This is a genomic window from Bifidobacterium pluvialisilvae, from assembly GCF_019331695.1.
Taxonomy (GTDB): domain Bacteria; phylum Actinomycetota; class Actinomycetes; order Actinomycetales; family Bifidobacteriaceae; genus Galliscardovia; species Galliscardovia pluvialisilvae.
In genome coordinates this window covers 21062-32997 of sequence record NZ_JAHBBI010000003.1, presented here as the reverse complement: position 1 = coordinate 32997, position 11936 = coordinate 21062, and the positions used below count along the sequence as shown (strand labels likewise).

General features: G+C 63.8%; 7 protein-coding genes. All 7 read right to left on the bottom strand.

Annotated elements, in window-relative coordinates; genetic code table 11:
* Positions 1-43 precede the first annotated feature (43 nt).
* A complete protein-coding gene (locus KIH77_RS02970) occupies positions 44-2086 on the bottom strand; it encodes a GTP-binding protein (protein WP_219099597.1) in 2043 nt (680 codons plus the stop codon).
* A 593-nt stretch (positions 2087-2679) separates the two neighbouring features.
* Positions 2680-3540, bottom strand: coding sequence for an amidohydrolase family protein (locus KIH77_RS02965; protein WP_219099596.1), 861 nt, complete (start codon positions 3538-3540; stop codon positions 2680-2682).
* Between the two features lie 155 nt (positions 3541-3695).
* Complete coding sequence (locus tag KIH77_RS02960; protein WP_219099595.1) at positions 3696-4793, bottom strand: GmrSD restriction endonuclease domain-containing protein; 1098 nt, start codon at positions 4791-4793, stop codon at positions 3696-3698.
* Between the two features lie 176 nt (positions 4794-4969).
* Positions 4970-8281, bottom strand: a complete 3312-nt coding sequence (gene ileS / locus KIH77_RS02955) for a mupirocin-resistant isoleucine--tRNA ligase (RefSeq protein ID WP_372445348.1) — start codon at positions 8279-8281, stop codon at positions 4970-4972.
* Positions 8282-8704: 423 nt separating this feature from the next.
* A complete protein-coding gene (locus KIH77_RS02950; protein WP_236024425.1) occupies positions 8705-9838 on the bottom strand; it encodes an ATP-binding protein in 1134 nt (377 codons plus the stop codon).
* A 167-nt stretch (positions 9839-10005) separates the two neighbouring features.
* Complete coding sequence (locus tag KIH77_RS02945; protein WP_219099593.1) at positions 10006-10722, bottom strand: DUF3841 domain-containing protein; 717 nt, start codon at positions 10720-10722, stop codon at positions 10006-10008.
* A 290-nt stretch (positions 10723-11012) separates the two neighbouring features.
* Positions 11013-11576: a hypothetical protein gene (locus KIH77_RS02940; RefSeq protein WP_219099592.1), complete on the bottom strand. Its 564-nt coding sequence runs from the start codon at positions 11574-11576 to the stop codon at positions 11013-11015.
* Positions 11577-11936 lie beyond the last annotated feature (360 nt).

Genomic DNA, 11936 nt, shown 5'->3' with positions numbered 1-11936 from the left:
CTCAGACGGTGCTAAGGAAAACGGCGGGCTCGCTGCCGGAGTGCTATCGTGCCGTCCGCAACGGCAGATGCATATGCGATTCGACGTCGTCCCACTTGACCGGATATCCGGCGCCGTGCGCGCAGAACACCGAGTCGGGCGTGTTCTCCATGTCGGATTCGGGGTCGTAGGCGGCCTGTTCGATGACGTCGTCGGCGTTGTGGCAGGGTCGGTAGCCGCCGAACGTGCAGACGATATGGCCCTGGCCATGCGTGTAGGCGTTGACGTCCATGGCGTAGTCGCGCATCTCGGATACCGGTGCGACGCCTTCGAGCACGGCATGGTCGCCGTCGGATTGCGGCGGGTCGAACGTGCCGCCCATGCGCTGCACATCGGCCATGGCGCGGCCGAGCATATCCTGCGGCGTCTCGAGGCGGAACCGGTACCAGGGTTCGAGCAGCCGGCAGTCGCCGCGCTCCCTGGCGCGCATGAGGCCTTGGCGCACGGCCCGGTAGGTGGCCTGGCGGAAGTCGCCGCCCTCGGTGTGCTTGAGGTGGGCGCGGGCGGCCACGAGCGTGAACCGCATGTCGGTGATGGGCGAGCCGGTGAGCACGCCGAGATGCTCCTTCTCCTTGAGATGCGTGAGGATGAGCCGCTGCCAGTTGCGGTCGAGCACGTCCTCGCTGCATGTGGTGGCGTAGCTCAGGCCGCTGCCTTCGCCGGTGGGTTCAAGCAGGATATGCGCCTCGGCGTAGTGGCGCAGCGGCTCGAAGTGGCCGACGCCTTCGACGGGTGCGGTGATGGTCTCCTTGTAGAGGATGGTGCCGGGGCCGAAACGCACGTCGAGTCCGGACCGGTCGCGCATCATCTGCTGGATGATCTCCAGCTGGACGGCGCCCATGAGCTGCAGGCGGATCTCCTGGAGCCGCTCGTCCCAGACGACGTGCAGGAGCGGATCTTCGTCGTCGAGCTCGCGCAGGGCGACCAACGCCTTGTGGATGTCATAGTCGCCGGGCAGCACGGTGTAGGTGAGCACCGGCTCGAGCACCGGCTCGCCGGCGTCGGGTTCGAAGCCGAGGCCCTCGCCGGGGAAGGTGCGGGTGGGGCCGGTCACGGCGCAGACGGTGCCGGCCGGGGCCGTGTCGGCGAGCGTGAACTTCGCGCCGGAGTAGATGCGCAGCTGGTCGGCCTTCTCCCGCCACACCTCTCCCGGCGTCGCCGTATCGGTCACGCCGTCCCTGCCATCCTGAGCGGAGCCGCTTGCCCCCGCACCCTTTCTGTCATCCTGAGCGGAGCCGAAGGATCTCTCATTCGTCAGCCACGCCTTCACCGGCAGCTCCCCGCCGGTCACCTTCAGCCAGGTGAGCCGGTTGCCCTGCCGGTCGTGCGCGATGTTGAACACGCGTGCGCCGAATTCGTCCGGGTATGCGGGCTGCCGGGTGTATGCGGCCAGTCCTTCAAGCAGTTCGTCGACGCCGTCGAGTTTCAGCGCCGACCCGAAATAGCAGGGAATCAGACGCCGCCCGGCGATCATCTCCCGCAGCCGACCGTCGCTAATCACGCCGTCGGCGAGATATTCGTCCATGGCGTCCTCGTCGAGCATGGCCGTGTCCTCGCGCTTCCCCGGAGCGGGTTCCATGCCGAAGTCCATGCATCCGTCACCGAAGCGGCGGCGCAACTGGGCGAGCAGCGCATCATGGTCGGCGCCGACGGCGTCCATCTTGTTGACGAAGACGAACGTCGGCACATGGTAGCGTTCCAGCAGCCGCCACAACGTTTCGGTGTAGCCCTGCACGCCGTCGGCGCCGCTCACCACGAGTATCGCATAGTCGAGCACGCGCAGGGTGCGTTCCATCTCGGCGGAGAAGTCCACATGGCCCGGCGTGTCCAGCAGGCTGATGCGCAGGTCGCCGTATTCGACGATCGCCTGCTTGGAGAAGATGGTGATGCCGCGCTGCTTCTCCATGTCGTCGGTGTCGAGGAACGCGTCGCCATGGTCCACGCGGCCCAGTGAGCGGATTTCGCCGGCCCGGTAGAGCAGCCCTTCGGAAAGCGTGGTCTTTCCGGCGTCCACATGCGCCAGAATACCCACAACGATCTGTTTCATACACACCTCGTCCACGTTCGTATTGCCCACAACAGCATATATGGCGGTTTCGTCCCGCGAAGCTGCATCGCACATTCCGAACAATACCGTCATCGACGGCGGCAACACGTAATGCGACGGAAAAACACACGGACAAGTCAGTCCTGGGGAGGAGACGTCCGTGCGCGGTGACTTCGGCGCACGACGGGTGTGATTACGTCAGGCTCGGTAAGTGGCGGGACGGAGGAATGGGCATGACGATGGATTGCGCCGCGTTTCTCACGAAATGCAGCCCAATCCATTGGGAAACCTCGGTTTTTCGTGGACCACGGCGCAATTCCAGCGAAAATGCGCCGCTGTCCATCGTCGGAAGAAAACCGATACCAAAGAAACGTTGCAATCATGCGGATCTTGATGTCACGGCCCCGGATTCCCCATGGACCGAACCGCAATTCCGACAAAATACAGCCCAATCCATCAAAACCGCCGCAATTCCCATGGAGCACGACGCAATCCGGCGATATCGCAACGCAATCCATCCGGTACTTCATCCGACACCGGCATTCTCTCGGAGAATCACGCCCACAACTCGAGGTTTCCGGCTGATTGCACGGTTAGATTCCCAGAATCTTCGCGGCGGTGCCGTATAGCACCTTGCGCTCCTTCGCCTGGTCGAGACGCCAGTCGCGGATGTTCCGCACGCCCTGGGCGATGGGTCCCAGCGGGAACGAGGATCCGAACAGCACCTGGTCCGGAATCATGCGCTCGGCGGCCTGACGCAACTCCGGGGCCGCATTGCCGCGCGTGCCCTCGAAGTCGGCGAGCAGGTACAGGTTCGTGTTCATGAAGGCGATGGGCACCATCTCGGCCACCCACGGCCAGCCGGCATGCGAGACGATGAACGTGAGGTCCGGGAATTCGCGCACCACGTGATGGATCTGCCGCGGGATGGTGTTGTCGATGAGGTCGCTGGCGAAGGCGCTGACCGTCGCCATGACCGGCAGCCCGAGCTCCTGCAGACGCTCATAGACCGGGAGGATGCGCTCGTCGTCGAAACGCACGTCGTTGCCGCCCAGCGGTTCGATGGAGACGCCCTTGGCGCCGCGCGCCACGACGTCGCGTTCGATGACGTCCAATGCCTCGCCGGGCTTCGCCACGTCGAGGAACGGGAAGACGAGGAATCGATCCGGGTCTTTGGCGGCGTAGTCGAACAATTCGTCGTTGGTGGTGTCGTAGACCTTGCGCCCGGGGAGCACGGCCTTGACGATGTTCGCCTCGTCGAGTTCGCGCCTGAGGGATGCGTAACTGCGGTCGGTGGCGGCGGCGGTGATGTCGTAGCCGAATCCGGAGAAGAAGCGGCGGACCATCGCGTCGGAGAAGCCGCGGTCGTAATGCTCGGAGAACGGGCGGAGGCGGAAGTCGATGATGGGTTGCGTATCGTTCGGCACGGAATCGATCGGCGTGGAGTCGGTCAATGGAATCCCCTTCCAAAAAAGAAAAATGCGTATAGCGGAAATTCTAGGATGCCGGGGCTGCGCGCCCTCGAACATCGGCGGATTCCCGCTATACGCATTATCGATGGCCGGCTCAAACGGCCCGACCGATTCGGTCGGCCCGGCCGGTCTGGCCGCTACTCGCAGGCCACGCCGTCGCCGTCTCGGTCGAGCTTCGACGAATAGCCGGGGTCGCCGCGGTGCAGCGGCGCCTTGCCGGCGGCGCGCACGGCGGCGCAGTTCCTGTACGTGACGTTCGAATCACTCGACGAATTCGACGACGTACCGGATGACGAGCCTGACGTCGCGCTTGGCGTGCTGGTGGCCGCCGGCGTGCTTGCGCTGGCTGGGGGGCTGGGCGTGACGGCCCACGTGTGCGCGGAGCCGGTGGAGCCTGAGGACTCCGTGCCGTTGCCGCCGGAGGTGGGCACGGTCTGCGTGGGGCAGGTGGCGAGGATGGTGGCCATGGCGTCATGCTCGGCCTGCGTGACCCACAGCGAGTACTTGGTCTTCATGCCGATCTGCCGCGCCACGTAGGCGCAGCGGTAGGACTTGTTCGACGGCAGCCAGGTGGCGGCGTCGCCGTCGCTTTTCTGCTGGTTGGCGGGACCGTCGACGGCGAGCAGGTTGTACGGGTCGTTGGCCAGCTGCTTGCGCCTGTCTGCGCCGATCTGCTGCGCGCCCTTCTGCCATGCGTCGGACAGGGCGACCACGTGGTCGATCTGCACGGCGGACGACGTGTTCTGGCCGCGCTTGAAGTTGATGGTCTTGCCGGTGTAGGGGTCGGCGAGCGTGCCGGACGTGACCACGCAGTTGTGGGTGCCGGACTTGTAGGTCACGTTCTGCATGTCGCGTGCAAGGATGTCGTTGCGGGTATCGCATCCGTTGCCGTCGACGTCGGCCCATGCGGGGCCGAACTGATCGCGCGAGTAGCCGGTCTTGGGCGCACGGCCCTTGACGGGCAGTTTCGCCAGTGCGTCGGTGGCCTTGGTGCCGTTGCCGGTGGACGTCGAATCATTCGTCGACGTCGAACCGGAAGCGCTGCCCGACGACGTACCCGTTCCGCCGGTCGTCGACGACGAAGACGACGACGCGGCCGACGACGAAGATGATGCCGACGAGGAGTCGGCTGCCTCCCCACACGCGGACAACATGCCCAGCGCCGCCACACAGGCGATGAGGGCGACGAGCGGGCGGCGGTGCGGACGCCTGCCGGCGCTGCAAGAAACGGTCATGATGCTGCTCTCCTTGGTTCCGTTGCGTTCCATATGTTCCTGTATTCCATATGTTTCTGTGTTCGGTATATTCCTGTATTCCATATAGCCCACGACGCAAAGAAGGGGCCGCGAACCGTGGAAAACGGCTCGCAGCCCCTGTCCGGCCCCGATTGCCGCGGGGGCCACGCGGAACGTCAGGCCTTGGCGACCTCCATGCCGAGTTCCTTGGCGTCGGTGGCGGTGATGGTCACGCCGGCTTCGGCCAGGGTCTCGTGGGCGATGAGGTCCTTGAACTGCTCGGCCTTGGGCGCGTCGGCGGCCGGCACGGTCAGCTTCAGGCTGATGCGGTCGGCGATGTCGAGGCCGGCGTCCTTACGGGCGTCCTGCACGGCGCGGATGACGTCGCGCGCGTAGCCTTCGGCCACGAGGTCGTCGTTCAGCTCGGTGTCGAGGATCACGAAGCCTCCGGTCGGCAGGGCCGAGGACACAGAGTTGGCGGCCTCCTCGGCGTTCTTCTCCTCCACGCGGTTGATGAGCTCGTACTCGCCTTCCACGAGCGCGATGTCGCCGTTCGGCGTCTCGGCCACGGGGGCGCCGTCCTCGCCGACGTGCCATGCGCCGGTCTTGGAGGCCTTGATGGCGAACTGGACGTCCTTGCGCAGACGCTTGCCGGCGACGCGGGCGTTCACCTTCAGCTCGTGCACGATGCGCAGGCCCTGTGTGCCGGCGTCCTCCATGGTGCAGAACTCGATGTCCTTGACATTGAGCTCGGACTTGAGGATGTCGGTGTAGGGTTCGACCGCGGCCACGTCCTCGGCGACCACGGTGAGCTTGGCGAGCGGCTGGCGCACGCGGATCTGCTGGGCCTTGCGCAGCGACAGCGTGCCGGAGACGACCTCGCGCACCTTCTCCATGGCGGCGACGAGCTTGTCGTCGGCCACGAGCGTCCTGCCGAGCTCGGTCGGCTCGCCGGTCTTCTCGTCGGCGAGGAACGGCCAGTCGGCCAGATGCACGGATTCGCCGCCGGTGAGGCCGCGCCAGATGGTTTCGGTCTCCATCGGGGCGAGCGGCGCCATCACGCGGCACAGCACCTCGAGCGCGGTGTACAGCGTGTTGAAGGCGTTGGCGTCCTCGTTCCAGAAGCGGTCGCGCGTGTTGCGGATGTACCAGTTGGTGAGCATGTCGATGAAGTCGCTCACCTCGTCGCAGGCGTCGGAGATGGCGAACTCGTCGAGGGACTTCTGCACGTTGGCCACGAGCTTGCGCAGGCGGGCCAGCAGGTAGCGGTCCATCTCGGGCAGGGCGGCCACTTCGTCGGCATGCAGCAGACGGGCGTCGAAGCCTTCGCCCTTGTTGGCCGCGTTGGCGTAGAGGGTGAAGAAGTAGTAGGAGCTCCACAGCGGCAGCATGACCTGGCGCACGGTGTCGCGGATGCCTTCGGACGTGACGATGAGGTTGCCGCCGCGCAGGATCGGCGAGCTCATGAGGAACCAGCGCATGGCGTCGGAACCGTACTTGTCGAACACGCCGTTGACGTCCGGGTAGTTGCGCAGATGCTTCGACATCTTCTGGCCGTCGGAGCCGAGCACGATGCCGTGGCAGATCACGTTCTTGAAGGCCGGGCGGTCGAACAGCGCGGTGGCCATGACGTGCAGCAGGTAGAACCAGCCGCGGGTCTGGCCGATGTATTCGACGATGTAGTCGGCCGGGAAGTGCTGTTCGAACTTCTCCTTGTTCTCGAACGGGTAGTGGAACTGCGCGAACGACATGGAGCCGGACTCGAACCAGCAGTCGAGCACGTCGGTGATGCGGTGCATGTGGCTCTTGCCGGTCGGGTCGTCGGGGTTGACGCGCACGAGGTTGTCGATCCACGGGCGGTGCATGTTCACGTTGCCGTCACGGTCGCGCGGGTAGTCGCCGAAGTCGGCCTTGAGCTCCTCGAGCGAGCCGTACACGTCGACGCGCGGGTACTTCGGGTCGTCGCTCACCCACACCGGGATCGGCGAGCCCCAGAAGCGGTTGCGGGAAATGGACCAGTCGCGGGCGTTGGCGAGCCACTTGCCGAACTGGCCGTCCTTCACGTTCTCCGGGATCCAGTTGATCTCCTGGTTGAGTTCGAGCAGACGCTTCTTGATCTTGGTGACGGAGACGAACCACGAGCTCACCGGCTTGTAGATCAGCGGCGTGGCGCAGCGCCAGCAGTGCGGGTAGGAGTGCACGTAGCTCTTCTCCTGCAGCAGGATGGCGCGGTGCTCCTCGGGGATCGCTGCGAGCGGGCCGTCGCCGTTGCGCAGATTGCGCAGAATCGGCTTGTTGGCGTCGAACACGTACATGCCCTCGTATTCGGGGCACTGCGCGGTGAAGCGGCAGCCGGCGTCGAGCACGTCGGTGCTCTTGATGCCCTTGGCGTTGAGCGTGTTCATATCGTCCTCACCGTAGGGGGCCTGGTGCACGAGGCCGGTACCCTCGACGGTGTCGACGTAGTCGGCGGTGAAGATGGTGTAGCCCTGCGGTCCGGGCACGTTGCCCTCGGACTCGGCCTTCTCGCCGGCGAAGTACGGGAACACCGGCCAGTAGCGGCGGCCCTCCAGCTCGGAGCCCTTGAGCTCGCGCACGACCTCGTAGTTCTCGCCGAGCTCCTTCTCGTAGTGGGGCAGCAGGTCCTTGCCGAAGTAGAACTTCTTGCCGGCGTACTTGCCTTCGGTCGGCTTCACCTCGACGTAGTCGATGTCGGCGCCGACGACGATGGCGAAGTTGGTGGGCACGGTCCAAGGGGTGGTGGTCCAGAACACGGCGTAGGCGTCCTCGTCGCGCAGCTTCACGGCCACGGACACGGTGGTGTCCTGACGGTCCTGGTACACGTCGGCGTCCATGCGCAGCTCATGCGCGGACAGCGGCGTGCGGTCCTTCGGGCAGTACGGCAGCACGCGGTAGCCCTGGTAGGCGAGGCCCTTGTCGTACAACTGCTTGAACGCCCACATCACGGATTCCATGTACGGGATGTTCAGGGTCTTGTAGCCGTGCTCGAAGTCGACCCAGCGGGCCTGGCGATGCACGTAGTCCTGCCATTCGTTCGTGTACTTGAGCACGGAGGCTCGGCAGGCGTCGTTGAACTTGTCGATGCCCATCTTCTCGATCTGGTCGACGGAGTCGATGCCGAGTTCCTTCTGCGCCTCGAGTTCGGCGGGCAGGCCATGCGTATCCCAGCCGAACACGCGGTTGACCTTGCGGCCCTTCATGGTCTGGTAGCGCGGGATCACGTCCTTCGCGTAGCCGGTGAGCAGGTGGCCGTAGTGCGGCAGGCCGTTGGCGAACGGCGGGCCGTCGAAGAACACGAACTCGTTCTGGCTGTGGTCGCCGGAAGGATTGCGTTCGACGGACTTCTGGAAGGTGTCGTCCTTGTCCCAATAGTCGAGGGTCTTCACCTCGAGGTCGGGGAAACTCGGGTTCGGTGCCACGTGCTCCAGACTGGAGTCGGCCGCGGCCTTCGGGAACTTGTTGCTCACCGCTATCTCCTCATGCACAGTTTCGTCATTACTACTGCCACGAGGACGAATCATCCGGCATCGATGTCGCTGCGTCGTGTGCGACGCGAACGTGCGATGCGCGGCGAACCGCGGTACCACCTCGCTTGCCGCACCCGTCCCAAACGTCCCGGAACGTCGATGCGACCGCTTGAATTCGGCTGTCTCGGGCCTACCCGCCGGGTCTAATAAGCCGCCGTCACGTTGCGTTGTCGCCGCATCGGACGTCGGCCGTTCTTCCGGAAGCTCCCCGCTGATGACGGATCGATGCTCACCGCGTATATGATAGCACCGTCGCACGGACGGCAGGAACGTCATCCCGGAGAATCCCCACGGAATGTGACCCGCATCACGAAATCCGTCGAATCATACGCCGACATCGCGAATAATGGCCAGAACACGAAATCATTTCCGCTCAGCCCTGCCGCCATCCGCGCTCATGCGAATATACGCGGCGTGCTCACGCAGATACCGACGTAGGTAAGGTATCGCGAAATCGACCTTCCCGTATCCCACATCCCGAATCACCTGCGCATCAATCAGACGGGTGCGATAGATATTCGCGTATCCGACGTCCTTGCCCATACGTTCGGCGATTGTGGATGTGGAGGAGGGGCCGTCATCCTGGGCCATCGCCAGCAGATAGGTTTTGTCCACTGGAGACAGACCGTCAACTTCGGGACCATGCACGGCGTCGCCGAGCCGGCTCAGGGCATTGGCAACACCCTCATTCGCATCATCCTCGCTGACCGACATGCCCTTCTCGTCTGCCGCACCATCGCGTTGGCGCCGATAGGCGATACGCCAGATGTGGTATCCGACGAGCTGAATCATGAACGGATACCCCTCGGTCGCATCGACCGCCATACGCAACGCGTCGCCGCCTATGGCGATGCCGGACTCCTCGAATGTATCAACGAACGCGTCCCGCACTTCGGCAAGCGGAATATCGCCCAAACGCTCGGACTGCGCCCGCCGAAGAAACGTCAAGACATCGTCATTGAGCCATTTGGACACGATGGTCGGCAGGCCGGCAAAGACGAATGCGATGTTCCGTTCCTCACGGATGAGATGCTGTATTGCCGTGGCGATGGCGATCATATCCTCGCGAGCCGCCGACTGGGCCTCATCCACAGTGATCAGCATGCCGGCCTTCCGCCGTTCCAGAACGTCAAGACGTCGCCCCATGGCCTCACGCAACGTCAATGGCATCCGTTGCGACGACACGCTGGCCTCCCCCAACGAAAGACCCCCAAGACCGGCGACGGACAGGGATGGCTTCACGGACAGGTTCACCGATGGCTTATCTGGAACGAACCGTTCCAACAGACGCTTGGCAAGACCGTCGGAAGCCGTCTCGTCGATCACCTCCCATTTTCGCTCTTTTGCGATACGACCGAATTCGGTCAGCATCACCGTCTTCCCCACTCCGCGCGCACCAGTCACGCACATCAGACGGCCAGGTGCCCCCGGACCATCCTCCAGTCCTTCCACGAAATCATCGATGATTCCGTCGCGGCCGACGAGCAATGGCGGCATACGCCCGGCGGTGGGCTTGAATGGGTTTGCTTTCCTCGGGGACATACCGCCGCCTTTCTCCCATACGAGCAATCGCGTCTCGTGTCGAAACAATCGAATCGCACGAATATAAAAAGTTATAAAGAATTATAAAAGAATATAAAACATTATAAAAATATATAAAAAACTTAGGCGGGTGCGTTCCCTATGTTCCAGTCCAGCCAGGCGGCGGTACCGGCCAGGTTCTCCCCTGACTTCCAGACCCGTCGCAGCCATTCGAGACGGAACTCCCATACCGTGGCCTGAATCCAGTCATGATACGGCTTGCCGGTCTCGCTGTCGATACCCATCTCGACCGGCTTGCGCAACGACGACGCCGGGCGCATGCAACGCCACCATGTGGCGGCGCGCTCCTCGAAACTCATGGCGTCGGACCGGTCGAACCATCGGTCGAGCAGTACGTCGGTCGGGTCGGCGTCCATGGCGGCCAGTTCGTCGGGGCCGGGCATCGCCAGTCCGTCCGTCGAGATGAACGGCCACGCCGACCAGTCGTCGTAACTGGTCAGCAGCACGTTCTCCTCCGGGACCTCCAAGGCCAGCACGTCCTCTACGGTTTCGATGGTCGGTGCGCCGTCGCCGGACGAATGCGCCGTCGTGACGTCGTCGACGTCGAAATCGACGCCCGGCTCGCGCGCCGCCCACGCCCACATCGGCAGCTCCACGCCGTCGGGCCGCGCGATGCCGTGCCGTTCCATCTGCTCGCCCACCCACGCGTACTGCCGCCACGCATAGTCGGCGAAGCTTTCGATTCTCGCCTTGGCGGGGTCGCATCGCACGGCCCGCCCCGTACGCAACCGTTCTGTGATGGTCCTCGGCTGCACCGACAGCAGGTGAATCAACGACATGTGACGTTCCGTCCCGTCTCTCCGTCTTGTTCCGTATCACTTGACACCACAGAGAACCGGACAAAAACGCAACGAACATCGGTGCGGCGGATTACGTCGTACGCCAAATCCGCCGCCGGATTGCGATTGTTCGCCAAAATCACCGCGAATCTCGGTCGTTCACTGTTTTCGGACGCGAGCAGGCCCGTTTTTCGGCGTGTTGCGTCCGGAAACGGCGAACAACGAGAACACAGCCGGAGTTCCGTCACGTTCGCGGAGGGAATGGTGAGTATCGCAACGGGAATATCATCTTATGCCTGGTGATGCTTGCGGTCGATCTCGTCCTGCAGATTGAGCAAGCTGTGGATGGTGGAAAGCACGCGAAAGACCATGTCGCAACGATGGGAGGAGGCGCGCTCCCCGGTAAGGTTCGCGTGGACGGTATCGCGTTCATCGGCAGCCTCGGTGCCATGCAGCGCCGTATCCATGCGAATGCAGAAACCAACGGCAAGGGACCTCTCATCCTCCGACGCCGGTTCATCGTGCAGCTCGAAGGGCTTGTTGACCGGATCCTCATGCGTCAGCAGCGTGGCCAGCGCGGCGGGCACCGGTTCGGTCCGCTGCGACGCATCGTGCAATATGCCGAGGATGCTCTGATTGAGCTCCCCCTCCTCGACCACCTCGATCAGGCGTTCCACGTCGGTCGCACGAAGATCGGCATGGCACTGTTCCCGTATGCGCTTGCGAAGCGCAAACACCATGATGAGGCCCAGCATCGTGGCTTTCGTCCGTCCGGGCTGAATATGGGAAGCATGCCGGGAATGGTCGGTCTGGGACGGCCGTGCATCATGTGGAATCTGCTGTTCAGTTGCCATGGCTACCAGCCTAGTCCGGGAAACGCGGAGATGGGATACGGCATCCACGCCACCGCCCGGCGGCCTCCGAGCAAAACGGCGAGCGACATCGCATCCCAACCGGGCAATCCTTGAGTTCCGGGGCGATGCACCACCGTGCGGACATCTATCTCCAAGTTCTGGGGCCTTCACCGGGCAGAACCGAAGTATGGTCGTTGCAATCGCAACGACCATACTCGGCCTCTCCCGAAACGAAACCCCAGAACTTGCGGATTGGTGCCGGGCAGACCTCGGCAACACCCCAGAACTTGGAGTTGGCCAGCAGCACCGGGCCTCCGGCGCCGCACACCGGAACGAGCAGGCACGCACTCCCCCGGCGGG

Coding starts and splice junctions, on each gene's coding strand:
- KIH77_RS02970 (WP_219099597.1), bottom strand. CDS start 2,086: ATGAAACAGATCGTTGTGGGTATTCTGGCGCATGTGGACGCCGGAAAG.
- KIH77_RS02960 (WP_219099595.1), bottom strand. CDS start 4,793: ATGACCGTTTCTTGCAGCGCCGGCAGGCGTCCGCACCGCCGCCCGCTC.
- KIH77_RS02950 (WP_236024425.1), bottom strand. CDS start 9,838: ATGCCGCCATTGCTCGTCGGCCGCGACGGAATCATCGATGATTTCGTG.
- KIH77_RS02945 (WP_219099593.1), bottom strand. CDS start 10,722: ATGTCGTTGATTCACCTGCTGTCGGTGCAGCCGAGGACCATCACAGAA.
- KIH77_RS02940 (WP_219099592.1), bottom strand. CDS start 11,576: ATGGCAACTGAACAGCAGATTCCACATGATGCACGGCCGTCCCAGACC.